This window comes from Bradyrhizobium sp. HKCCYLRH1034, assembly GCF_051168375.1.
In the GTDB taxonomy this organism is placed as follows: domain Bacteria; phylum Pseudomonadota; class Alphaproteobacteria; order Rhizobiales; family Xanthobacteraceae; genus Bradyrhizobium.
In genome coordinates this window covers 263,353-287,429 of sequence record NZ_JBNPUW010000005.1, presented here as the reverse complement: position 1 = coordinate 287,429, position 24,077 = coordinate 263,353, and the positions used below count along the sequence as shown (strand labels likewise).

At 65.8% G+C, this 24,077-nt stretch carries 25 protein-coding genes; 16 read left to right on the top strand and 9 right to left on the bottom strand.

What is annotated here, in order from left to right; all coding sequences use genetic code 11:
• Positions 1-552: 552 nt before the first annotated feature.
• Positions 553-1,086 (bottom strand): GNAT family N-acetyltransferase, encoded by a 534-nt coding sequence (locus ACQR0W_RS14190; protein ID WP_315753701.1) that lies wholly within the window; start codon positions 1,084-1,086, stop codon positions 553-555.
• 106 nt (positions 1,087-1,192) lie between these two features.
• On the opposite strand from ACQR0W_RS14190, the gene ACQR0W_RS14185 reads away from it, so the two are divergent.
• The 9 genes from ACQR0W_RS14185 (at position 1,193) to ACQR0W_RS14145 (ending at position 7,833) form a co-directional block, all read left to right on the top strand.
• Positions 1,193-1,792, top strand: coding sequence for a superoxide dismutase (locus ACQR0W_RS14185; RefSeq protein ID WP_315753699.1), 600 nt, complete (start codon positions 1,193-1,195; stop codon positions 1,790-1,792).
• Positions 1,793-1,968: 176 nt separating this feature from the next.
• Positions 1,969-2,355: a fluoride efflux transporter CrcB gene (crcB, locus tag ACQR0W_RS14180; RefSeq protein ID WP_315825456.1), complete on the top strand. Its 387-nt coding sequence runs from the start codon at positions 1,969-1,971 to the stop codon at positions 2,353-2,355.
• A gap of 196 nt (positions 2,356-2,551) precedes the next feature.
• Complete coding sequence (locus tag ACQR0W_RS14175; protein ID WP_434840708.1) at positions 2,552-2,782, top strand: hypothetical protein; 231 nt, start codon at positions 2,552-2,554, stop codon at positions 2,780-2,782.
• Positions 2,782-3,543, top strand: a complete 762-nt coding sequence (locus ACQR0W_RS14170; protein WP_316171305.1) for a metal ABC transporter ATP-binding protein — start codon at positions 2,782-2,784, stop codon at positions 3,541-3,543. The genes ACQR0W_RS14175 and ACQR0W_RS14170 overlap by 1 nt, the downstream gene beginning before the upstream one ends.
• Positions 3,540-4,412, top strand: coding sequence for a metal ABC transporter permease (locus ACQR0W_RS14165; RefSeq protein ID WP_409977973.1), 873 nt, complete (start codon positions 3,540-3,542; stop codon positions 4,410-4,412). Before ACQR0W_RS14170 ends, ACQR0W_RS14165 begins: the two co-directional genes overlap by 4 nt.
• Before the next feature lie 11 nt (positions 4,413-4,423).
• A complete protein-coding gene (locus tag ACQR0W_RS14160) occupies positions 4,424-5,299 on the top strand; it encodes a metal ABC transporter substrate-binding protein (RefSeq protein WP_315825453.1) in 876 nt (291 codons plus the stop codon).
• Between the two features lie 70 nt (positions 5,300-5,369).
• On the top strand, positions 5,370-6,410 hold the full coding sequence (locus tag ACQR0W_RS14155) for a CobW family GTP-binding protein (protein WP_409977974.1): 1,041 nt from the start codon (positions 5,370-5,372) through the stop codon (positions 6,408-6,410).
• A complete protein-coding gene (locus ACQR0W_RS14150) occupies positions 6,410-7,429 on the top strand; it encodes a WD40 repeat domain-containing protein (RefSeq protein WP_315716535.1) in 1,020 nt (339 codons plus the stop codon). The genes ACQR0W_RS14155 and ACQR0W_RS14150 overlap by 1 nt, the downstream gene beginning before the upstream one ends.
• Positions 7,430-7,512: 83 nt before the next feature.
• Complete coding sequence (locus ACQR0W_RS14145; RefSeq protein WP_315716536.1) at positions 7,513-7,833, top strand: hypothetical protein; 321 nt, start codon at positions 7,513-7,515, stop codon at positions 7,831-7,833.
• Positions 7,834-7,991: 158 nt separating this feature from the next.
• Here the strand turns inward: ACQR0W_RS14145 and ACQR0W_RS14140 are convergent, their stop codons facing one another.
• From ACQR0W_RS14140 to ACQR0W_RS14115, 6 genes are all read right to left on the bottom strand, one after another.
• Positions 7,992-9,416, bottom strand: coding sequence for a homospermidine synthase (locus ACQR0W_RS14140; RefSeq protein WP_316174997.1), 1,425 nt, complete (start codon positions 9,414-9,416; stop codon positions 7,992-7,994).
• Positions 9,417-9,489: 73 nt separating this feature from the next.
• Positions 9,490-9,879 (bottom strand): RidA family protein, encoded by a 390-nt coding sequence (locus ACQR0W_RS14135; protein ID WP_315716538.1) that lies wholly within the window; start codon positions 9,877-9,879, stop codon positions 9,490-9,492.
• A 96-nt stretch (positions 9,880-9,975) separates the two neighbouring features.
• Positions 9,976-10,134: a hypothetical protein gene (locus tag ACQR0W_RS14130; protein WP_316187068.1), complete on the bottom strand. Its 159-nt coding sequence runs from the start codon at positions 10,132-10,134 to the stop codon at positions 9,976-9,978.
• The gene (locus tag ACQR0W_RS14125) at positions 10,122-10,715 is read right to left on the bottom strand and encodes a GNAT family N-acetyltransferase (RefSeq protein ID WP_316174994.1); all 594 of its coding nucleotides are present in this window, start codon (positions 10,713-10,715) and stop codon (positions 10,122-10,124) included. Before ACQR0W_RS14125 ends, ACQR0W_RS14130 begins: the two co-directional genes overlap by 13 nt.
• 179 nt (positions 10,716-10,894) lie before the next feature.
• Positions 10,895-12,037, bottom strand: a complete 1,143-nt coding sequence (locus ACQR0W_RS14120) for a type III PLP-dependent enzyme (protein WP_315716540.1) — start codon at positions 12,035-12,037, stop codon at positions 10,895-10,897.
• 674 nt (positions 12,038-12,711) lie between these two features.
• On the bottom strand, positions 12,712-12,972 hold the full coding sequence (locus ACQR0W_RS14115; protein WP_315716541.1) for a hypothetical protein: 261 nt from the start codon (positions 12,970-12,972) through the stop codon (positions 12,712-12,714).
• 132 nt (positions 12,973-13,104) lie between these two features.
• Between ACQR0W_RS14115 and ACQR0W_RS14110 the strand changes: the two genes are divergently transcribed.
• The 3 genes from ACQR0W_RS14110 to ACQR0W_RS14100 are packed head-to-tail and all read left to right on the top strand — an operon-like array spanning position 13,105 to position 17,039.
• Positions 13,105-15,186, top strand: coding sequence for a M3 family metallopeptidase (locus tag ACQR0W_RS14110; RefSeq protein WP_316187069.1), 2,082 nt, complete (start codon positions 13,105-13,107; stop codon positions 15,184-15,186).
• Positions 15,187-15,207: 21 nt separating this feature from the next.
• Positions 15,208-15,837: a DUF1007 family protein gene (locus tag ACQR0W_RS14105; protein WP_410051235.1), complete on the top strand. Its 630-nt coding sequence runs from the start codon at positions 15,208-15,210 to the stop codon at positions 15,835-15,837.
• A complete protein-coding gene (locus ACQR0W_RS14100; protein WP_316187070.1) occupies positions 15,834-17,039 on the top strand; it encodes a nickel/cobalt transporter in 1,206 nt (401 codons plus the stop codon). Before ACQR0W_RS14105 ends, ACQR0W_RS14100 begins: the two co-directional genes overlap by 4 nt.
• 141 nt (positions 17,040-17,180) lie before the next feature.
• On the opposite strand, the gene shc is transcribed toward ACQR0W_RS14100, so the two are convergent.
• A complete protein-coding gene (shc, locus tag ACQR0W_RS14095) occupies positions 17,181-19,232 on the bottom strand; it encodes a squalene--hopene cyclase (protein WP_316187071.1) in 2,052 nt (683 codons plus the stop codon).
• A gap of 214 nt (positions 19,233-19,446) precedes the next feature.
• Positions 19,447-19,854 carry an MAPEG family protein gene (locus ACQR0W_RS14090; RefSeq protein WP_315716545.1) on the bottom strand — a complete coding sequence of 136 codons (408 nt, stop codon included), beginning with the start codon at positions 19,852-19,854 and terminating at the stop codon, positions 19,447-19,449.
• 95 nt (positions 19,855-19,949) lie between these two features.
• Here ACQR0W_RS14090 and hemH point away from each other — a divergent pair, with 95 nt between their 5' ends.
• From hemH to ACQR0W_RS14070, 4 genes are all read left to right on the top strand, one after another.
• Positions 19,950-21,002, top strand: coding sequence for a ferrochelatase (gene hemH / locus ACQR0W_RS14085; protein WP_315716546.1), 1,053 nt, complete (start codon positions 19,950-19,952; stop codon positions 21,000-21,002).
• Positions 21,003-21,205: 203 nt separating this feature from the next.
• A complete protein-coding gene (locus ACQR0W_RS14080) occupies positions 21,206-22,210 on the top strand; it encodes an SPFH domain-containing protein (RefSeq protein WP_315716547.1) in 1,005 nt (334 codons plus the stop codon).
• Positions 22,211-22,227: 17 nt separating this feature from the next.
• Positions 22,228-22,674: an NfeD family protein gene (locus tag ACQR0W_RS14075; protein WP_315753670.1), complete on the top strand. Its 447-nt coding sequence runs from the start codon at positions 22,228-22,230 to the stop codon at positions 22,672-22,674.
• Between the two features lie 147 nt (positions 22,675-22,821).
• Positions 22,822-23,979 (top strand): IS481 family transposase, encoded by a 1,158-nt coding sequence (locus ACQR0W_RS14070; protein WP_316171311.1) that lies wholly within the window; start codon positions 22,822-22,824, stop codon positions 23,977-23,979.
• Positions 23,980-24,077 lie beyond the last annotated feature (98 nt).

Sequence of the window (24,077 nt, the reverse complement as noted above, 5' to 3'; positions counted from 1 at the left end):
GCCCGCCTGCGAAAAGAATGCAGGCGGCAGGTACCACAGGCAAAGCCGATTCAACCGGCATTCCCTGCGCGACGGTCTTCACGCTTATACGCAGTCTCCCTGGTGCGCCGGGCTTGTTGGCCACCATCCCCAGCGCCATGCGTGAGCATTGCGCCAGGTTGACACCAGCTTCGGGGTGTCAGGACGCTGCGACTTCACGTCCGCGTGCTACCGTTCGTCCGCACGCCGATAAGCATGCTGCGGCAGCAACGCGGCCATCGCATCCCCACCTCGCGTGTCGTGAAGATCGCGCGCTACGCCCCTCTGCGGTGAGGCGGGATGCCGGGATACAAGCATGATTTCTTGAAAAACGCAAGCGAATTATTTTTTTCGGAATACGGGGCCATGTGCTCCGCTGTCGTCCCGGCCTCGAGCGGGGACCCATCCTCCGCAGCGGACATCATGGGCAAAGTGCCATGACCAGCGTGCCTCAAACGTCTGCCTGGGGGTAGGTCGTTCCGGATCTGCGCGCGCGTACCGCGCGCTTGTCCGGGACGACAGGGGAGAGCGGCCTCACCACGGCAATCCGCAGAGATCGATGGTGCCGCGGGTCGGCGCAGTGCGCTTGACGTCGTGCACGAGCGCAGACAGCGTGTCGAAGCGGATGCGGCCCTGGTCGGGCTGCTCGGCGTAGACGTCGCCGTCGAACGGGATGAAGCCCCTTGCGCCGTAGAAGGCGATGCGATCCGGCGCGCAGAACAGCACGGCGTAGTTGATCGAGTCTTCGTGCCGCAGGGTCTGGATCGCGGCGTTGAGTCCCACGGTGGCCAGGCCACGATTGCGCACGTCCGCGCGCGTCAAAACGCCGCCGATGCCGCCGATGTTGACGTTCTGCCCGTTCCATTTCACCAGGCGGCGATAGATGCCGACGTGGCAGAGCAGGTCGCCGCTCTCGTCTTGCACCAGCACGCGCAGATCGGCATGCGCAAAAGTGATACCTGCCCAGGGTAGGCTCGCGACCACCTCGGGCGGCCAGATCGCGTCATACAGCGGCTTCGCCAGCGGCCAGGACGTGTCTCCATTCAGGACCTCGATCTCGATGCTCATCAAATCGGCTCGCTTTTTCCAGAATCACGGTGTTTTACGGCGTCGGAACCTTCTATAAGGAGGTCCCGTTAAATCCCGTCTTCTCACAAGTTGCGGAACCGACCCCATGACCTTTACGCTCCCCCCTCTGCCCTACGCCTATGAAGCCCTCGGCCCCTACATGTCCAAGGAGACGCTCGAGTACCACCACGACAAGCATCACCAGGCCTATGTGACCAACGGCAACAATGCGATCAAGGGGACCGAATTCGAAGGCAAGTCCCTCGAGGAGATCGTCAAGGGCTCGTTCGGCAAGAACCCCGCCGTGTTCAACAATGCCGGCCAGCATTTCAACCACATCCATTTCTGGTCCTGGATGAAGCCGAACGGCGGCGGCTCCAAGCTGCCCGGCCGGCTCGAGAAGAAGATCGACGAGGATCTCGGCGGCTTCGAGAAGTTCAAGGCCGACTTCGCGGCCGCCGGCGTCGGCCAGTTCGGCTCTGGCTGGTGCTGGCTCTCGGTCAAGAACGGCAAGCTCGAAATCTCCAAGACCCCGAACGGCGAGAACCCGCTGGTGCACGGCGCGACCCCGATCCTCGGCTGCGACGTCTGGGAGCACTCCTACTACATCGACTATCGCAACCGCCGTCCCGACTATCTGAAGGCGTTCGTCGAGAACCTGATCAACTGGGATTACGTCGACGAGCTCTACGGCAAGGCGATCTGATCGCTGACGCAAGCAAGTGACCAGGGCGGCGGCTTCGGCTCGCCGCCCTTTTTCATGGCAAGGCTTTTGACGAGGGCGATCCTTGCAAGAGCGGCGCCCTTGCGGCAAGAGTTTTGCTCCATTCGCGACGAGGGCAGGGCATTCCGTCTCTCGATGCGGTCTGCAGGTAAGGTCCCGTGAATCAACTGATCGGATTCTTTCTCGTCTTCTTCGGCGGCGGCTGCGGCGCCTCGCTACGGCACGCGATCAACATGGCCAGCGCCAAGGCATTCGGGACGGACTTCCCGTACGGCACCTTCATCATCAACATCACCGGCTCCACCGTGATGGGTCTGATCGCCGGGTATCTCGCCTTCAAGGGCGGCGCGCCCCAGCATTGGCGGCTGTTCCTGATGACCGGCATTCTTGGCGGCTACACCACGTTCTCGGCGTTCTCGCTCGACACCGCGCTGCTGTATGAGCGGGGCGCGTTGGGACTGGCTGCGGTCTACGTGCTGGGGTCGGTGGGGATCTCGATCGCCGGCCTGTTCGCCGGCCTGGCGCTGGTGCGGTATTTCAGCTGACGCGCTGGTTGACGGGAGGCGGTCTGTCTCCGCCGTCATTGCGAGCGCAGCGAAGCAATCCAGAATCCCTCCGCTTGGGCAGCCTGGATTGCTTCGCTGCGCTCGCAATGACGGGGTGAGAACCACGACCTCCGATGCCACAAACGCCCCGCCTGCGGTGGACAGCGGTGATGTTATAATGTAACATCATGACGAAATGACGCAGTCTGCCCTCGATAGCCACGGCCATTCGCATGCGCACGCGCACGCGCACGCGCACGCGCACGGGCATGGTCACGGCCATGCCCACAGCCACGGTCCCGCGGCGCCGCATCCGGCGCAGCCCGCGCCGTGGTCGATCCTGCGCATGCCGGTGACGACGCGGCTCGGCGCGGCGCTCGCGGCGAGCGCGGTGCTCTGGCTGATCGTCTGGCTGGCGATGCGGTGATGACGGTCATGGCCCAGCTGCAATTCCGCGACGTGACCCTGGGCTACGACCGCCACCCCGCCGTGCATCACCTTACCGGTGAGGTCGCGACAGGGGCGCTGCTCGCCGTGGTCGGCCCCAACGGCGCCGGCAAGTCGACGCTGTTTCGCGGCATCGTCGGGCTGTTGAAGCCGCTCGCCGGCACCATCGCCGCGGCCGGCCTGAAGCCGCGCGAAATCGCCTATCTGCCGCAGATCGCCGATATCGACCGCTCCTTCCCGATCTCGGTGTTCGATTTCGTCAGCACCGGACTGTGGCGCAGCACCGGCATGTTCGGCGGCATCGGCGCGGCCGCGCGCGAGAAGATCGCGCAGGCGATCGCGGCCGTCGGCCTCACCGGCTTCGAGGGTCGCGGCATTGGCACGCTCTCGGGCGGCCAGATGCAGCGCATGCTGTTCGCGCGCGTGCTGCTGCAGGATGCCCGCGTGATCGTGCTCGACGAGCCGTTCAATGCGATGGACACGAAGACCTCGGCCGACCTTCTGCAACTGATCGAGCACTGGCATGGCGAGCGGCGCACCGTGCTGGCGGCGCTGCACGACATGGACATGGTGCGCGCGCATTTCCCGCAGACCCTGCTGCTGGCGCGCGAGGCCGTGGCCTGGGGACCGACGGCGGAGGTGCTGACCGCCGACAATCTGTCGCAGGCGCGTCGGATGTGCGAGGCGTTCGACGATGCCGCCGCGCCCTGCGTGCCGGCGCAAGCCTCCAAGGCGGCATGATGCTGCGCGAGGTGCTGTTCGCTCCGTTCTCGGATTTCGAGTTCATGCGCCGCGCGCTCGCCGCGGTCATCGCGCTGTCGCTCGGCTCCGGACCGATCGGCGTCTTCCTGATGCTCAGGCGCATGAGCCTGGTCGGCGACGCCATGGCACATGCGATTCTTCCCGGCGCGGCGATCGGTTTCCTGCTGTCGGGTCTCAATTTGTTTGCGATGACGACCGGCGGCCTGATCGCCGGCTTTGCCGTGGCGCTGCTATCGGGCCTCGTCTCGCGCTCGACCGGGTTGAAGGAGGACGCGTCGCTCGCGACCTTCTATCTGGCGTCACTGGCGATCGGCGTCACCATCGTCTCGGTCAAGGGCACCAACGTCGATCTCTTGCACGTGCTGTTCGGCAACATCCTGGCGATGGACGACCCGACCTTGCTGATGGTCGCGACCAACGCCACCATCACGCTCGTCGTGCTCGCCGTGATCTACCGCCCGCTGGTCGTCGAGAGCGTCGATCCCTTGTTCCTGCGCACCGTGAGCCGCGCCGGTGCGCCGGCGCATCTGATCTTCCTCGCCCTGATCGTCGTCAACCTCGTCAACGGCTTCCAGGCGCTCGGCACCTTGCTTGCGGTCGGCCTGATGATCCTGCCGGCGGGGATCGCCCGGTTCTGGTCGCGCGACGTCACGCCGATGATCTGCATCGCGGTCGCCTCTGCGATCGTCTCCGGCTATGTCGGGCTGGTGCTGTCGTTCCAGACCCGCATTCCCTCGGGGCCTGCGATCATCCTGGTCGCGTCCTTGCTCTATCTCGCCTCGGTGCTGTTCGGACGCGTGGGCGGCGTGCTTCCGCAACTGTTTCCGGGACGCCACCTCGAAGCCTGAAGTCGATGCCCATGAAACGCCTGTTGTCCGCGCTGAGCCTGCTGTTTGGCCTTGTTCTGATCGTCCCCGCATCGGCCGAGACCCGGCTGAACGTCGTCACCAGCTTCTCGATCCTCGCCGACTTCGTCCGCCAGGTCGGCGGCGACAAGGTCAATGTCGCCTCGCTGGTCGGGCCGGACAGCGACGTGCACGTCTACACGCCGACGCCGCATGATGCGAAGGATGTCGGCGCCGCGCAGCTCCTGATCGTCAACGGCCTCGGGCTGGAGGGCTGGCTGCCGCGGCTGCAGCAGGCCTCCGGCAGCAAGGCGCCGATCGTCGTCGCCACTCAGGGCATCACCCCACGCAAGCGCGGCTCGGATGCCGATCCGCATGCCTGGCAGTCGGTCGGCAATGCCAAGGTCTATGTCAAGAACATCCGCGATGCGCTGGTCGCGGCCGCCCCCGCAGACGCGGAGGTCTTCAAGGCCAATGCGGAACGCTATCTCGGCGAGCTCGATGCACTCGACCGCGAGGTCCGCGCCGAGATCGACAAGATCCCGGCCGAGCGGCGCAAGGTGATCTCGACCCATGACGCCTTCGGTTATTTCGCCGATGCCTATGGCGTCCAGTTCATCGCCCCGCTCGGCGTCTCCACCGAGACCGAGCCGTCGGCCCGCGACGTCGCCGAGATCATCCGCCAAGTGAAAAAAGCGGGGATTCCGGCCGTCTTCCTGGAGAATTTCAACGACGACCGGCTGGTCGGCCGGATCGCCGCCGAGACCGGCGCGAAGATCGGCGGCACGCTGTATTCCGATGCCCTGAGCGAGGAAAAGGGCCCCGTTCCCACTTACATTGCCATGGTCAGGCACAATATAAGGGCCCTGACAAGCGCGCTGGTCCGTTAGGGTTCTCGAGCCCTCGCGGTAGTGCGCTTTTGAGCCATTTTCGACGCGATCTGAGGTTTTCGGAGTGAGCATGTCCGACGCGAGCAAGACACCAGTGACGGTCCTGACCGGCTATCTCGGGGCCGGCAAGACCACGCTTCTGAACCGCATCCTCTCGGAAGACCACGGCAAGAAGTACGCCGTCATCGTCAACGAATTCGGCGAGATCGGCATCGACAACGACCTCATCGTCGGCGCCGATGAGGAAGTGTTCGAGATGAACAATGGCTGCATCTGCTGCACCGTGCGCGGCGATCTCGTGCGCATCATCTCCGGCCTGATGCGCCGCAAGGGCAAGTTCGACGCGATCATCGTCGAGACCACGGGGCTCGCCGATCCGGCGCCGGTGGCGCAGACCTTCTTCGTCGACGAGGACGTGCAGAAGAACGCGCGGCTCGACGCGGTCGTGACGGTGGCCGACGCGAAGTGGCTCTCGGACCGGCTCAAGGATGCGCCGGAGGCGAAGAACCAGATCGCGTTTGCCGACGTCATCGTGCTCAACAAGACAGACCTCGTCACCAAGCCGGAGCTCGCCGAGGTCGAGGCGCGCATCCGCGCCATCAACCCCTACGCAAAGCTGCATCGCACCGAGCGCTGCCAGATCGCGATCGCGGATGTGCTGGAGCGCGGCGCGTTCGATCTCGACCGCATTCTGGAGATCGAGCCGCAATTCCTCGAAGCGGGCGACGATCACGATCATCACCACCATGATCACGACCATGGCCATGATCACCATCATCATCACGATCACGGCCTGAAGCACTATCACGACGAGGAGATGCAGTCGCTGTCGCTGCGCTCCGACAAGCCGCTCGATCCGTCGAAATTCATGCCGTGGCTGCAGAACCTGGTGCAGACCGAGGGCGGCAAGATCTTGCGCTCCAAGGGCATCCTGTCGTTCCAGGACGATGACGACCGCTACGTCTTCCAGGGCGTGCACATGATGCTCGAAGGCGATCATCAGCGGAAGTGGAAGCCCGACGAGGCGCGCCAGAGCCGCGTCGTCTTCATCGGCCGCGAGCTGCCGGAAGACGCCATCCGCGAAGGCTTCGAACGCTGCATCGTGACCTGATGACGTCGTTCGACCAGGGCGGCGAGGCCGCATCGATCGTCTCCGTCACCGACAAGGTGAAGCCGGTCTCGCTCGGCATGGCCGTCACGGCCGTGCACTATCTCGGCGATCGCGCCGCCTTCGTCGGCACCGAGGAGAGTGTCGCTGTCGTCGACGGCGACGGCGAGATCAGCAAGGTGGATGTCACCGGCGGCGGCATCCTGTCGGCGGTGTCGGACGGATCGCGCATCCTGATCGGCGGCGATGACGGCAAGGTCTCGTCGCTCGACAAGGCGGGCAGCGTCAGCGTGCTCGTGACCGATCCGAAGCGGCGCTGGATCGACAACGTCGCCCTTCATCCGGATGGTGCGATCGCCTGGTCGGTGGGCAAGACCGCGTTCGTGCGTCAGCCCAAGGGCGAGGAGAAGTCGCTCGAGGTGCCGTCGACCGCGGGCGGACTTGCGTTCGCGCCGAAGGGCCTGCGGCTTGCGATCGCGCACTACAACGGCGCCACCTTGTGGTTTCCCAACATGGCGGGCGAGCCGGAATTTTTAGGCTGGGCCGGCTCGCATCACGCCGTCACCTTCAGCCCGGACAACAAGTTCCTGGTCACCGCGATGCACGAGCCGGCGCTGCATGGCTGGCGGCTCGCTGATAGCAGGCACATGCGGATGACCGGCTACCCCTCGCGGGTGAAGTCGATGTCCTGGGGCAGCGGCGGCCGTTTCCTGGCGACCTCGGGTGCCGACATGGTCATCCTCTGGCCGTTCGTCGGCAAGGACGGCCCGATGGGCAAGGAGCCCGCGATGCTGGCGCCGATGAAGGCCAAGGTCACCGCGGTCGCCTGCCATCCCAAGCAGGACATCCTGGCCTGCGGCTACGAGGACGGCACCGTGCTGATGGTGCGGATGCAGGACGGCGCCGAGATCCTGGTGCGGCGGAACGAGACGCCGCCGATCGTGGCGCTGGGCTGGAATGCCGCGGGAACGTGGCTCGCTTTCTCCGATGAAAGCGGCGAGGCCGGGCTGCTGCGGCTCTGATGAGGCACTGGGGCGCAGACCCCGATGGAACCTCGCAGGCGCGTGACCGTTGTTCCGCACACATAGGATGCGGATGACAAGCCATGGCCTCGATCAACAGCAAACAGACGTTGCGCCGGGACATGCTGCTGGCGGCGGGCCTGTTCGTCCTCGGCGTGCTCGTGGCCGTGGTCTCGCTGACCGAGATCAAGGCCAATCACCTCGACCAGGTTGCGCAGGCGACGCCCTCGGCCTCGCCTGAACCGTCAGCGACCCCGGCCGAGTCCAAGCCCGGCGGCACGCGCCCGACGACGCCGGCGCCAGAGCCCGCGCGCCCTGACGTGGAAGCTCAAAAGGAAGGCGCCAAGCCGGCGCTGCCGCCGGCCCCGGCCGAGAAGATCGCGCCGACGATGGAGCGGAAGTAGCTCGCTGTAGCAACGGCAGAGCGCGAGAGAGTTCGCGTGCTGCTTCCACGTCGTCATGCCCGGGCTTGTCCCGGGCATCCACGTCGTTCAACTGCGCGTCTTCGTGGATGGCCGGGTCAAGCCCGGCCATGACGGAGGAGAGAGTGCGGCCCAGCCAGTCATCGCACCAGGATGTTGCGGAACTGCCACGGATCGGACGTGTCGATATCCTCCGGGAAAAGCCCCGGGCGGTCGTTCAGCGGGGTCCAATCCGTGTAATAGCCCTTCACCGGGCCGAGATAGGGCGACTGGATCTCGAGGCAGCGGCGGAAGTCCATCTCGTCGGCCTCGACGATGCCGGCGGTCGGGTTTTCCAGCGCCCACACCATGCCGGCGAGCACGGCGGATGACACCTGCATGCCGGTCGCGTTCTGGTACGGCGCGATGCGGCGGGTCTCCTCGATCGAGAGCTGCGAGCCGTACCAATAGGCGTTCTTGCCGTGGCCGTAGAGCAGCACGCCGAGCTCGTCGATGCCGTCGACGATCTCGTTCTCGTCGAGAATGTGCCACTTCCCCTGCATCTTGCCGGTGGCGCCGAAGATCTCGTGCAGCGACAGCACCGCGTCATTGGCCGGGTGATAGGCGTAGTGGCAGGTCGGGCGGTACACCACCTTGTCGCCGTCGCGCACGGTGTAGTAGTCGGCGATCGAGATCGACTCATTGTGGGTCACCAGGAAGCCGTATTGCGCGCCCGGCGTCGGACACCACGAGCGCACGCGGGTGTTGGCGCCCGGCTGCAGCAGATAGATCGCGGCACCGCAGCCTTCGCTGTGGCGGCGGCCGTTCTCCGGCATCCATGTCTCGTGCGTGCCCCAGCCGAGCTCGGCCGGCTGCATGCCCTCGGAGACGAAGCCCTCGACCGACCAGGTGTTGACGAACACGTCCATCGGCTTCGGATTCCTGGAGCGCTGCGTGTCACGCTCCGCGATGTGGACGCCCTTGACGCCGAGCTTCTGCATCAGCTGCGCCCAGCCCTCGCGGCTCTTCGGCTCGACGATCTCGGTCTTGGTGTCCTTGGCGATGTCGAGCAGCGCCTGTTTGACGAACCAGGACACCATGCCGGGATTGGCGCCGCAGGTCGAGACGGCGGTGGTGCCGCCGGGGCTCTTGCGGCGGGCGGCGAGCAGCGTCTCGCGCAGCGCGTAGTTGGAGCGCTGCTCGACGCCCATCTGCTTGTCGAAATAGAAGCCGGCCCACGGCTCGACGACGGTGTCGATGTAGAGCGCGCCGATCTCGCGGCACATGGTCATGAGGTCGACCGAGGAGGTGTCGACCGACAGGTTCACGCAGAAGCCCTGGCCGCCGCCTTCGGTGAGCAGCGGCACCAGCAGCTCGCGGTAATTGTCGCGGGTCACGCCCTGCTGGATGAAGCGGACGCCGTGCTTCTTCGCCAGCGCGCCGTCGTCATGCGGATCGATGATGACGAAGCGGCTCTTGTCGTAGTCGAAATGGCGTTCGATCAGGGGCAGGGTGCCCTTGCCGATCGAGCCGAAGCCGATCATCACGATGGGGCCGGTGATCTTCGCGTGGATCTGCGAGCTCATGAATGGTTCTCCGCGAAAGGTGCGTGGGATGGATGGATTCAGGCGGCGCGCCGCCCTCGGATGCCGCGCCGCGTTAGCGGCTGCGGCGCTTGGCGGTGACTTCGATTTCCACCTTCATCTCCGGCTTGAGCAGCGCCGCGACGACCAGCAGCGTTGCGGCGGGGCGGATGTCGCCGAGGACTTCGCCGCAGACCGCAAAATGGGCATCGGCGTCGTTGACGTCGGTGAGGTAGTAGGTCGCGCGGACGATATCGGCCATCTCGAAGCCGCCCTCCTGCAGGGCAGCGGCGATGGTCTTGAAGCAGTTGCGTGACTGGCTCGTGACATCGGCCGGCATCGTCATGGTGGTGTAGTCATAACCGGTGGTGCCGGCGACGAAGGCGAAGTCGCCATCGATGACGGCGCGGCTGTAGCCGGCGGTCTTCTCGAACGGTGATCCGGTAGAGATCAGGCGGCGGGACATGGCGGACCTCGTGGGGGGATTTTCGGGGGTTAAAGAGCTTTTGCTGCACCTGCGCAACCCCTGGCGGGGCGGGCAGGACGCGGCCTGCCGGCATGCCTAACGCGGGCGGGTGACGTCAGGTCCGGCGGGCGGCGTGCTGGACCAGCGCCTGACCACGATGTCGCGGACGATCATGATCCCGAGCAGGATCAGCACGAGCGTCGGCAGCAGTGTCCGCCGCTGCGGCGCTGTCGCCCCGGCCTTCACGCTGCGCATCGCAGCGGCCGCTCGCGACGCGAGCGGCGGGCCTTGCGTTCGGCAGCGCCGGTCGCGACGATCATGCCCGACGCGCCGTCCAGCGCGCCTTCGACCAGCTCGAGCCCGAGCAGGCGCTCGCGCGCGAACGCGCCGGGCAGCTCCAGCTCGGCGGTCTGCGCGACCGAGAAGCCGAAGCGGGCGTAATAGGGCGCATCGCCGAGCAGGATCACCGCGCCATGGCCGCGCGACGCCGCGATCATCAGCGCGGCATTCATCAGCGCAGCGCCAACGCCGAGGCTGCGCGCCTCGGCCGCGACCGCCAGCGGCCCCAGCATCAGCGCGTCGCGTCCGCCGGCGCTGACGTGCCACAACCGCAGCGTTCCTACCAGCGCGCCGCCGCGCACCGCCGACAAAGCGAGGCCCGCGGCGGGCGCGCGTCCGTCGCGCAGGCGCTGGCAGGTGCGCTCATGGCGATTCTCGCCAAAGCACAGGTCGAGCAGCGTCTCGCGCGCTGCGACGTCGGAGGCCCGTTCGCTGCGGATCACGAACGGAGCGGCAGTCCGAGAGGGCGCAGTCGAAGGGATGCGAAAAGCGGTCATGGCACGTCAGTCCTCGGCCTGCGCGGCAAGCCTTCGCCCGCGCGCAAACACGTGATGTCAGGTTGAAGGTGACGGTCTATCGCTCCCTCCCCCGCTTGCGGGGGAGGGTCGGGGTGGGGAAAGCCCCACCCGAGGCTCTTGCCGGTCTCACCCGCGCTCGGGTGGCGAGGGCAGCCAGGTCAGATGTGATAGGTCTTCAGCGGGGGGATGCCGTTGAAGGCCACCGACGCATAGGTCGACGTATAGGCCCCGGTCCCCTCGATCAGCACCTTGTCGCCGATCGAGAGCGTCACCGGCAGCGGATACGGCAGCTTCTCGTACATCACGTCGGCCGAATCGCAGGTCGGGCCGGCGAGCACGCACGGGGTCATCTCCGCGCCCTCATGCGGGGTGCGGATCGCGTAGCGGATCGACTCGTCCATCGTCTCGGCGAGGCCGCCGAACTTGCCGATGTCGAGATAGACCCAGCGCAGCTCGTCCTCGTCGCTCTTCTTCGAGATCAGCACCACTTCCGACTCGATGATCCCCGCGTTGCCGACCATGCCACGGCCCGGCTCGATGATCGTCTCCGGGATCTGGTTGCCGAAATGCTTGCGCAGCGCGCGGAAGATCGAGCGGCCGTACTGCACGACCGGCGGCACGTCCTTCAGGTACTTGGTCGGGAAGCCCCCGCCCATGTTGACCATGGTCAGGTTGATGCCGCGCTCGGCGCAGTCGCGGAACACCGTCGAGGCCATCGCCAGCGCGCGGTCCCACGCCTTCACCTTGCGCTGCTGCGAGCCGACATGGAACGAGATGCCGCACGGCTCCAGGCCCAGCCGCTTGGCCAGGTCCAGCACTTCCACAGCCATCTCCGGATCGCAGCCGAACTTGCGCGACAGCGGCCATTCGGCGCCGGCGCAATCGTACAGGATGCGGCAGAACACCTTGGCGCCGGGCGCTGCGCGCGCGATCTTCTCGACCTCGGCGGCGCAGTCGACCGCGAACAGGCGGATGCCGAGCGCATAGGCGCGCGCGATGTCCCGCTCCTTCTTGATCGTGTTGCCATAGGAGATGCGGTCCGGCGTCGCGCCGGCGGCCAGCGCCATCTCGATCTCGGCGACCGTCGCCGTGTCGAAGGACGAGCCGAGCGAGGCGAGCAGCGACAGCACTTCCGGCGCCGGGTTGGCCTTGACCGCATAGAACACGCGGCTGTCCGGCAGCGCGCGAGCGAAGCTCATGTAGTTGTCGCGCACGATCTCGAGGTCGACGACGAGACAGGGCTCGTGGTCCAGACCTTCCTCGCGGCGGTTGCGCAGGAATTCCCGGATACGTTCGGTCATAGCACCCTCCAAACGGCCCCAGCGACGGAGACCCGTTCAAAATGATCCCGACACGGGTGCCTTGGCGTTGCCGCCCGATGGAAAGGCGACAAAACCTCGAACCCGTAGCCGAATTGTGCTGCCGTGGATTGGTTGGGAATTTCCCGCCCGCACACCTGGCAATGAAGGACAAGCCTTTTCAGTAGCCCGCGCCGGCTTTGGACTGCCGGTAGAGACCAAAAAAGCCCGATCCGTCGTTGCTTTAAGTCGCGTCCCCCGTTGAGAGCGGGGTGCGCCGGTTCGCCTCCGGCTGCCAGTCACGGTTGCAAAAGACGAGGTGACCTTCAGCGGCATCTCTTGAGAGAGATGCTGGGCTCTGGAGCATGACGATCTCGATCATGGTGATCTTGATCGCAACGATCCGAGGGCCCCTCGGTTCCTCATCCCTTGGCGGCTGTCCGGCCTCTTGTCCGGATACCTACCGACTGACACACGACCACAGGCACGTGCGAAATTGGGCAGAAGCGGAAATAAGCGTTTTGAATTTCGTTCGCAAGGAATTTTTGGGCGCCGGGAAAGATTTCCCTAATCTGTGCTTACGCGACACACATGCTGCGCTGATCTCTGAACGAACGTTAAGCGAGCTTAAACTTTCGTAACGCGCTCACGCTTGCAGGACAGTGTTTTTACGCTGTTTACGCGCGCCTGGTGAACGGCTCGATGCGCTGCGCGCCGCGGATGAAGCCGATCATCACGAACACGCCGATCGCGAACAGCACGGCCTGAACGATGTGCGCGCCGCCGTCGCCGAGCCCGAACAGAATCGCGAGCGCCCAGCCGCCGGCGAAGGCCGCACCGAACACTTCGGCACCGATCAGGATCGCCGCCGAGATGACGGTGATCACGGTCGGCCAGGCGATCTGGCGGCCGGCTTTGGAGGTGGTCTCTGCGTTCATGGTCCAGGGTCCTGTTGCGGGCCGCAATCTCTCCGAAAAGGCCCGGCCCTTCAAGGGGAAATGACCCAAAAAGAGCCAGCTCCATGATATGAGGGGCGCATCGAACTTCCGGGAGAGGACGGACCCCAGCCGATGTCAGACACCACCGCTGTGATCGACGCCCAGACCAATCCGCTGCTCGTGGCCTGGGAGACCCCGCACCAGACACCGCCCTTCGACGCGATCAAACCCGAGCACTTCCTGCCGGCCTTCGAGCGCGCTTTCGCCGACCACGCCGCCGAAATCACCGCGATTACCCATGATCCGGCCGAGCCGGACTTCGCCAACACCATCACGGCGCTGGAGCGCTCGGGCAAGCTGCTGTCGAAGGTCGCGGCTGTCTTCTACGATCTGGTGTCGGCGCATTCGAACCCGGCGATTCTGGAGATCGACAAGGACGTGTCGCTGCGGATGGCGCGGCACTGGAACCCGATCATGATGAATGCCGTGCTGTTTGGCCGCATCGCGCTGCTCTACGACAACCGCAAGGACCTCAAGCTCACCGGCGAGGAGCAGCGGCTGCTGGAGCGCACCTATACCCGCTTCCGCCGTGCCGGCGCCGGCCTCTCGGACGACGACAAGGTGCGGATGGCCGAGATCAACGAGAAGCTCGCCCAGCTCGGCACCACCTTCAGCCACCATGTGCTCGGCGACGAGCAGGACTGGTACCTCGAGCTCGGCGAGGACGACCGCGCCGGCCTGTCCGAGAGCTTCGTGGCTGCCGCCAAGGCTGCGGCGGATGAGCGCGGCATGCCCGGCAAGGCGATCGTGACCCTGTCGCGCTCGTCGGTCGAGCCGTTCCTGCAGAGCTCAGGCAGGCGCGACCTGCGCGAGAAGGTGTTCAAGGCCTTCACCGCGCGGGGCGACAATGGCAATTCCAACGACAACAACGCCGTCATCGGCGAGATCCTGTCCTTGCGCGAGCAGGCCGCCAGGATCATGGGCTTTCCCAACTTCGCCGCCTATCGCCTCGAGGATTCCATGGCGAAGACGCCGGAGGCCGTGCGCGGGCTGCTGGAGCGCGTCTGGAAGCCGGCGCGCGCCAAGGCGCTGGCCGATCGCGACCAGCTGCAGGAGATGATCACGGCGGAGGGCGGCAACTTCAAGCTCGAGGCCTGGGACTGGCGCTATTACGCCGAGAAGCTGCGCCAGGCGAAGGCCAACTTCGACGACGCCGCGATCAAGCCGTATCTCTCGCTCGACAACATGATCGCGGCCGCCTTCGATTGCGCCACCCGGCTGTTCGGCATCACCTTCGCCGAGCGCAAGGACATCCCGGTCTGGCATCCGGACGTCCGGGTCTGGGAGATCAAGGACGCGGGAGGCCGCCACAAGGCGCTGTTCTATGGCGACTACTTTGCCCGCTCGTCGAAGCGCTCCGGCGCCTGGATGACCTCGCTGCGCGACCAGCAGAAGCTCGACGGCGACACCGCGCCCTTGATCATCAACGTCTGCAACTTCGCCAAGGGGGCCGACGGACAGCCGTCGCTGCTGTCGCCGGATGATGCGCGCACGCTGTTCCACGAGTTCGGCCACGGCCTGCACGGCATCCTGTCCAACGTGACCTATCCGTCGCTGTCGGGCACTGCGGTGTTCACCGACTTCGTCGAGCTGCCGTCGCAGCTCTACGAGCACTGGCAGGAGCGTCCCGAGGTGCTGCAAACCTTCGCGCGCCACTACCAGACGGGCGAGCCGCTGCCGCAGGACCTGCTCGAGCGCTTCCTGGCCGCGCGCCGCTTCAACCAGGGCTTTGCCACCGTCGAGTTCGTCTCCTCGGCGCTGATCGACCTCGAGTTCCACACCCAGCCGGCGGCGGCCTCCAAGGATGTCCGCGCTTTCGAAAAGGCCGAGATGGAGAAGATCGGCATGCCCCCGGAGATCGCGCTGCGCCACCGGCCGACCCAATTCGGCCACATCTTCTCGGGAGACCATTATGCGGCGGGCTATTACAGCTACATGTGGTCGGAGGTGATGGATGCGGATGCCTTCGGTGCCTTCGAGGAAGCCGGCAACATCTTCGATCCGGCGGTCGCCAAGCGGCTCCACGACAATGTCTACGCCTCCGGCGGCTCGCTCGATCCGGAAGCGGCCTACATCGCCTTCCGCGGCCGCGAGCCCGAGCCCGACGCGCTGCTGCGCCGGCGCGGCCTGCTCGACGTTGCCAAGGCGGCTTGAGACGGGCCTGAGGTGATGACGATGCTGCGCACTCTTTTCGCCGCCCTGGCGCTCGTGCTTGGCGCGAGCGCGGCCCACGCCCATCCGCATGTCTGGGTCACCGCGACCAGCCAGCTGCTCTATGCGGCCGATGGCTCGGTGACCGGCGTGCGGCACGCCTGGACCTTCGACGACATGTTCGCGACCTATGCGCTGCAGGGCCTCGAGACCAAGCAGAAGGGCGTCTACACCCGCGAGGAGCTGGCGCCGTTGGCGCAGACCAACGCCGAGTCGCTGAAGGAATATGCCTACTTCACCTTCCTCAAGGCCGACGGGCGCAAGCAGAAGCTCGAGGACCCGGTCGACTATTACCTCGAATACAAGGACACCAAGCTGACCCTGCACTTCACCCTGCCGCTGAAGGCGCCGGTGAAGACGAAGCAGCTCCAAGTCGAGGTCTACGATCCCAGCTATTTCATCGATTTCCAGATGGCGGAGAAGGATCCCGTCACGCTGGTCAGCGCTCCCTCGGGCTGCAAGTTCGGCCTGGTGAGACCGAGCGACGGCGGCTCCGTCGCGCAGACCATGAACGAACAGACATTCCTGAGCGGCGGGGCGAACGCCAATTTCGGAATGAATTTCGCCAACAAGATCTCAGTGGAATGTCCATGACGCCTCGCCCCAGCTCTGCCCGACCGCTCCTCACCTGCGCCGCGATCGTCGCCGCGCTCGTTTCCGCGCTCTTGGCCGCCGACGCCGCCTCGCATGTGCTGCTCGCCAAATCGCCGTTCGGCGCGCCGGCGGAGCCGCAGGTCGGCGGCATCGTCGGCTGGCTGCTCACCAAGCAGTCGGAGTTCTACCGGCAGATGTCGGGGGCGATCCGCTCGGCCAAGCAAGATGGCTCGGCGGTGTGGTGGCTGCTGGCGATCTCGTTCGCCTACGGCATCTTTCATGCTGCGGGCCCCGGCCACGGCAAGGCGGTGATCGCGTCCTATCTCGTCGCCAACCAGGAGACGGCGAAGCGCGGCATCGTTCTGTCGTTCGCCTCGGGCCTGATGCAGGCGCTGGTCGCGGTCGTCATCGTCGGCATCGGCGCCGTGGTGCTCAATGCCACCGCGGCCACGATGTGCAGCGCCGAGAAGGTGGTGGAGATCGCGAGCTACGGGCTGATCGCGCTGCTCGGCGCGCGCCTGGTCTGGGTCAAGGGCGCGGCGTTCCTGCGCACCTGGCAGCCGGCGGCGCCGGCATTGGCGCTCGCCAGTGCACCCGCGGCCGCGGTGGCGCCGTCGACCCATGATCATAGCCATTCGCATGATCACCAGCATCGCGCGCCTCATCATGATCATCACGGTCATGACCATCATGGTCACGACCACCACGGCCACGATCATCATCACCACGATCATGCGCACGCCCATGCTGCAGCGGCGCATGGTTCCGCCGCTCACGATCACGTCCACCACGATCACGTTCACGGCGATGATTGCGGTTGCGGCCATTCCCACGGGCCCGCGCCGAGCGAACTCGCCGGTCCCGGCGGCTGGCAGCGCGGCTTTCAGGCGATCTTCGCCGCCGGCATCCGCCCGTGCTCGGGCGCGATCCTCGTGCTGGTGTTCGCCTTGGCCCAGGGCATGTTCTGGGCCGGCGTCGCCGCGACCTTCGTGATGGGCATGGGCACGGCGGTGACCGTCGCGACCATCGCGGTGCTCGCCGTCGCCGCCAAGGACGTCGCCCGCCGGCTCAGCGCCGGCCGCGAGGGCGGCGGCGCCCTGATCATGCGCGGCCTGGAATTCGGCGCCGCCGGTCTGGTGCTGCTGTTCGGCGCGGGCTTGTTGCTGGGCTACATCGCGGCGGAACGCACGACCTGCTTCTGAGCGGGCGCGGCTGAGCTGTTCGCTTCCGTCCCCTATGTTTACCCCGATGCCGCGGCCAGTCCCTGCAGCGCGCTGTCCTACATGCCCTCTCCCACAAGGGGGGAGGGCGCATTCACGGGCACGCGCGGAGGCGATGAGTTGTTAGTGCCCCTGCGGCCGCAGCGCGCGTCCCAGCGCCATCAGCGGGAAGTAGTGGCGGTACATGCCGTAGCGGAGCATGAAGGCGCGGGACAGCTCCGGGCCCTGCATCAGCCGCTCCTGCAAAGAGGGATCGGTCAGCTTGATGGTCTGGCCGACGCCATAGCCGGGGAAGCCGGTGCCGGTGAATTCCGGCTCGTCCCAGGTGCCGGCCGACTGGCGCTCGACCAGCCACATGCAGCCGCGCTCGATCGCCTCCTTGTCCTGCGGACGGTTGGCGGCGAGCAGGGCCATCAGCGCCCACGCCGTCTGTGACGCCGTGGTGGTGCCGCGGCCGACCGCGCTGACATCCATGTAGGAGGCGCAGCTCTCGCCCCAGCCGCCGTCCGGCTGCTGATGCGCGACGAGCCAGTCGCAGGCGCGGCCGATATAGGGTTGCGTCATGTCCTCGCCGATCGCGGCCAGCGCCGGCAGCACCGCGCCGGTGCCGTAGACGTAGTTGACGCCCCAGCGGCCGAACCACGGGCCGCTCGGCTCCTGCTCCCGTCGGATGTAGTCGAGCGCGCGCACCATGGCGGGATGATTGCGCGAGATGCCAAGCTTGCCGAACGCCTCGACGATGTGGGCGGTGACGTCGACCGACGGCGGATCGAGCGCCTCGCCGTAGTCGCAGAACGGGATCCTGGTCAGGATCTTCTGGTTGTTGTCCTTGTCGAACGCGCCCCAGCCGCCGCCCTCGCTCTGCATGCCGATCAGCCAGTCGACGCCGAGCTGAATCGCCTCGTCGATGCCCTTGGCCTGCCACTTCGGATCACGGCGCAGCGGCGCCAGCGCGATCAGCGCCACGGCGGTGTCGTCCGTGTCGGGATAATAGTTGTTGGCGTATTCGAACGCCCAGCCGCCGGGCTTGACGTGCGGCAGCTTCATCGACCAGTCGCCGGGCACGCGGACCTGGCGGTCGAGCACCCAATTGACCGCCTTGTCGACGGCCTCGGGGTAATCGCCGAGCACGCCGGCATCGTCGAAGGCGAGCAGGGTCAGGATCGTGTCCCACACTGGACTGTTGGTCGCCTGGATGTAGGTGGCGTCGCCGACATCGACTCGCCAGCCGGGATCGTTCAGGGCATCGAGGCCCTTGGCGAGAACGGGATGATTGAGCGGATAGCCCTCGGCGTAGAGCGCCATCAGGCCGTAGATCCAGGGCGGCTGGATGCCGCCCCAGGCGCCGTCGAAATCCTGGTGGCGGATCATCCATTCCAGCACGCGGCTGGTCGCCGCCGGGCGGAACAGGCCGAGATTGAGCTTGTTGCCGAGGTTCTGCAGGGCATGCAGCACCTTGTCGGCGCCGCGGAAGAACTTGTCCCAGCCGCCGGCATTGGCCTTGACCGGCAGCTCGTAGTCGAACGCGTTGCGCCCATGCGGAAACAACGCGTCCAGCCGGTTCTCGGGCGGCAGCGGCCGGCTCGGCCGCCGCGCCGACAGCACCGCGATCGGCATCAGGGTTGCGCGTGCCCATTGCGCGAAATTGTAGATCGAGAACGGAAACCAGAGCGGAAACCAGATCACCTCGGGCGGGATGTTGGGGGTCTTCTCCCACGGCCATTCGCCGATCAGCGCCAGCCAATAGCGCGTGAACACGCGAATGTTGCGCAGGCCCCCCTTGGCTTCGATCCATTCGCGGGCGCGGCGCACCGGCGGCTCGTCGTCGCGGAAGCCGAGCGAGCGCAGCGCGGCATAGGCCTCGACGGTCGCGTTGATGTCGCCATTGGGGGCGCCGAAATAGACCTGCCAGGCGCCGTCCGGGCGCTGGCTGTCGAGCAGCGACTGGCCCAGGCGCTTGCGCAGCGGATGCTCCTCGAGCCCCATGAACCACAGCGCCAGGCACCATTGCGCCTCCATGCAGGCGTTGGATTCGGCGCGGCCGACCCAATGACCGTCGGGCTTCTGGTTGGCGATCAGCCAGTCCGCAGCCGCCCGCACCGTCGATTGCAGGGCGGTCTGGTAATTTCCCGGGTCGCGCGGCGCGCGCGCGGGGGCCGAGCTGGTCAAAGTCATCACGATCCCTCTGGCGGCCTCACAGCGCCGCTGCGGCAGTCGAATTCACTCCGCCCTATAGGGAATTTCGCCGTCAAATCCAATCAACTGGCCGCAGCAGACCGGATCAAAGGAGAAACAAAAAGCGTACAGACGGACGCCGCATGGCCGTTTTGGTTAGCATCCGGATGGGCATGGAGATGTGACGCTTCTCACGCCCGGAAACTGGGCCCGCTCAAACCGGCAGGTATTGGCGCAGCAGGGGCAGGAAGAAGATCGCGACGGTGATCAGAAACCCGATCGCCCACAGGATCGAGCGCAGCGACGGCCGGTTGCCGACGTAGGTCAGCACATAGGCGGTGCGCACGATCACGAACAGCACCGACAGCTCGTTGATCAGGTTCTGCGGCGCGCCGCGGAACTCGGCCAGCAGCACCGCCGCGGCAAAGAACGGGAACGCCTCGATGCCGTTCTGATGGGCGCCCAGCGCCCGCTCGCGGATGCCGCCGGCGTAGAAGGCGGGATCTCGCGGCCGGGCGTTGTCATAGCGCCCGCCACCGTCGACGCTGATCCATTTCGCCGGCACGATCGTTAAGAGATAGAGCATTACGCTGGCGAAAATGCACAATTCGGCAATCGTCATGGCTCCTCCAGCCCGATGACATCAGTGAAATGGCCCTTATCTTGACAATGTCGAAACAAGCCGCCAAGCCACGCTCTTCAGCAGTCACGGGCATCATGACCGCCGCCATCTCTCTGGACAATGCCAGGCCTGTCGACGTCAGGCCGTTGCCGGCCGCGAGCACGTCCCGCGTCGGCGTGCTGCTGGTCAATCTCGGGACGCCGGATACGGCCGACGCCGCCGGCGTGCGGGTGTATCTGAAGGAGTTCCTGTCCGACCGCCGCGTCATCGAGGACCAGGGCCTGTTGTGGAAGATCATCCTCAACGGGATCATCCTCAATGTCCGGCCGCGCAAGAAGGCGAAAGACTACCAGTCGATCTGGAACACCGAGAGGAACGAATCGCCGCTGAAGACGATCACCCGCGCGCAGAGCGAGAAGCTGGCCGCGAGCCTGGCCGACCGCAGCCACGTCATCGTCGACTGGGCGATGCGCTACGGCAATCCGTCGATCAAGGCTGGCGTCGATGGTCTCATGGCCCAGGGCTGCGACCGCATCCTGGTGGTGCCGCTCTATCCGCAATATTCAGCCGCGACCTCGGCGACCGTGTGCGACGAGGCGTTCCGCGTGCTGACCGAGCTGCGCGCGCAGCCGACGCTGCGGGTGACGCCGCCTTATTACAACGACGACTTCTACATCGAGGCGCTGGCCGTCTCGATCGAGGATCATCTGAAGACGCTGGCGTACAAGCCCGAGCTGATCGTGGCCTCGTTCCACGGCATGCCCAAGGAATATGTCGACAAGGGCGATCCCTATCGCGAGCAGTGCATCGCCACCACCGAGCTGCTGCGCAAGCGGCTCGGCATGGACGACACCAAGCTGCTGCTGACCTTCCAGTCGCGCTTCGGCTTCTCGGAGTGGCTGCAGCCCTATACCGACAAGACCATCGAGAAGCTCGCCAAGGACGGCGTCAAGCGCATCGCCGTGGTGATGCCGGGCTTTGCCGCCGACTGCCTGGAGACGCTGGAGGAGATCTCCGGCGAGAATTGCGAGATCTTCAAGCACAATGGCGGCGAGGAATTCTCCGCCGTGCCGTGCCTGAACGATAGCGCGCCCGGCATGGAGGTGCTGCGGCAGCTCGTGCTGCGCGAGCTGCAGGGCTGGGTGTAAAAGGCTGGCTCTGAGCCGCCGGCAGTATTGCCGGCCCGCTAGGTGAGCCGCCCGCCGGCGCAAGGCGGACGACCGTCCGCCCGTCGAAAATACTTTCCTGAACCGCGCCTAGCGGACCCCCGACCAAATCATGCAGTAATCCCTAGATTGTGATGGCTGCAGAGGCTGGTGAGGGGACGATCGTCTCCTCCCTTGGAGGATCCATGAGCGGTTTCGACATTTTCGCCATAGCGCTGGTGCTGCTGGTCATCTTCACGCTGTATTCCGGCGTGAAGACCGTGCCACAGGGGTTCGACTGGACCGTCGAACGGTTCGGCAAATACACCCGCACCTTGTCGCCGGGCCTCAACATCATCGTGCCCTTCTTCGATCGCATCGGGCGCAAGATCAACATGATGGAGCAGGTGATCGACATCCCCGAGCAGGAGGTCATCACCAAGGACAACGCCACCGTGACGGTCGACGGCGTCGCCTTCTACCAGGTATTCGACGCCGCCAAGGCGAGCTACGAGGTGTCGAACCTCAACCAGGCGATCGTCACGCTGACCATGACCAACATCCGCTCGGTGATGGGCGCGATGGATCTCGACCAGGTGCTGTCGCATCGCGACGAGATCAACGAGCGGCTGCTGCGCGTCGTCGACGCCGCGGTGTCGCCATGGGGCCTCAAGGTCAACCGCATCGAGATCAAGGACATCGTGCCGCCGGCCGATCTGGTCGAGGCGATGGGCCGGCAGATGAAGGCCGAGCGCGTCAAGCGCGCCGACATCCTGCAGGCCGAGGGCCAGCGGCAGTCGGAGATCCTGCGCGCGGAAGGCGCCAAGCAGAGCCAGATCCTGCAGGCCGAGGGCCGCCGCGAATCGGCCTTTCTCGATGCCCAGGCGCGCGAGCGCGCCGCGGAGGCCGAGGCCAAGGCGACGCAGATGGTGTCGGACGCGATCTCCAAGGGCGACGTCGCCGCGCTCAACTACTTCATCGCCGACAAGTACATCAAGGCGTTCGGCCAGCTCGCCGACTCGCCGAACCAGAAGGTGATCATGCTGCCGCTGGAGGCGACGGGCATGCTGGCCTCGCTCGCCGGCATCGGCGAGATTGCCAAGGCGACGTTCGGCGAGAGCGCGGCTTCGGCCGTGGCAGCCGCGCGCCGCGGCGGCTCGGTGCCGTCAGCGGGGACGGCGCCGAAACCGCCGACGCCGCCGCAGGCTTGACGCAGGGGAGGACACTGATGAGCGACATGTTCGTGACGCTCGGCACCTGGAACTGGCTGATCTTCGGCATCATCCTGATGGCGTTGGAGCTGCTCGCGCCGGGCATCTTCCTGTTCTGGCTGGGCCTCGCGGCGCTGCTGGTCGGGCTGCTGTCGTTTGCGTTAGCGCCGGGATGGCAACTGCAGATCCTGCTGTTCGCGCTGTTCGCGCTCGCCGCCGTGCCGCTGTGGCGGCGCCTCGCGCGGGCGAGCGCGGCGCCGTCGCAGGACAATCCGTTCCTCAACCGCCGCTCGGCGGCCCTGGTCGGTCGCGAGTTCACCCTGGAGAAGCCGATCGTCGGTGGCAACGGCACCGTGCGTATCGACGACACGGTGTGGCGCGTGGCGGGCCCGGACACGCCGGCCGGCAGCCGCGTCCGCATCGTGCAGGCGGACGGCGCGCAGCTCACGGTGGCCGCCGCGTAGTCCTGCGGGCGAGTTGACCGCTTTGAGCGACAGCCCCACCGCGTCATTGCGAGCGCAGTGTTCAGCCCGGGGACATAGCTGACGGGTGTTCGGGGAGATGGTTGACACTTCAAAATCGGCTCGATTCGTCAAGCAGAGGGGCGAGCGATGCCGTGGCGAGAGGTGTCTGTCATGGACCAGCGACGAGAGTTTGTGATGCTTGCCAAGCAGGAAGGGGCGAACCGGCGGGAGCTGTGTCGGCGGTTCGGCATCAGCCCTCAGACGGGCTACAAATGGATCCAGCGGCATGACGCTGGGGACACGGCGCTGGCGGATCGGTCGCGGCGGCCTCATCGAAGTCCGGAGCGCACCGCGGCTGCGACCGAGCAGCAGATTGTCGCATTGCGCGATGCTCACCCGGCCTGGGGCGCGCGCAAGCTCGCACGGTGTCTTGAGCGTGATGGTCAAGCTGTCCCGGCGATATCTACCGTGCACACCATCCTGCGCCGCTACGATCGAGTGGTCGAGCCTGCAGGCGCGCCCGGACAGCCCTACACGCGGTTCGAGAAGGATGCGCCCAATCAGCTGTGGCAGATGGACTTCAAGGGGCACAGTGCGCTGGAGAACGGTGTGTCCTGTCATCCGCTGACAGCGTTGGACGATCACTCCCGCTTCTCGTTGTGCCTGGCGGCTTGTGACAACGAGCGCGGCTCTACGGTCAAAGGACATTTGGAGACGACGTTCCGCCGTTATGGACTGCCGGATGCGATGTTCGTCGACAATGGTGGCCCCTGGGGATTTACCCTCGAAGACCCCTGGACCGCGTTGACGGTCTGGCTTCTGAAGCTCGGCGTTCGAACGATCCACAGCCGGCCCTACCATCCTCAGAGCCGCGGCAAGAACGAACGCTTCCACCGTAGTCTGAAGGCCGAGGTGTTTGCCTTCAGGCGCTACCGTGATCTTCCCGATGTCCAGCGGGCACTCGACGGATGGCGCTCCATCTACAATCTCGACCGGCCGCACGAGGCCTTGAACTTCGACGTGCCGGCAAGCCGCTATCAACCGAGCCAACGTGCGATGCCAGACCGGCTTCCGATCGTCGAATACGACGAGGGTGAGAGCATCCGTTCCGTGTCGAGCACGAAGGCCTACGTCAGTTTCGAGGGGCGGCTCTGGAAAGTCCCGCAAGCCTTCCGAGGTGAGCGGCTGGCTATCCGGCCACTCAGTGCCGACGGAAAGTTCGGAATTTTCTTTGCCGCACATCAGATCGCAGCGATTGATCTGCGCGACCCCAAAACTGTCAACTATGTCCCCGAACAGGTGTAAGCTATGTCTCCGGGCTGAACAGCAGCGAAGCAATCCAGAGTCGTTTCCAAAACCCTGGATTGCTTCGTCGCTGCGCTCCTCGCAATGACGGGGCGAGA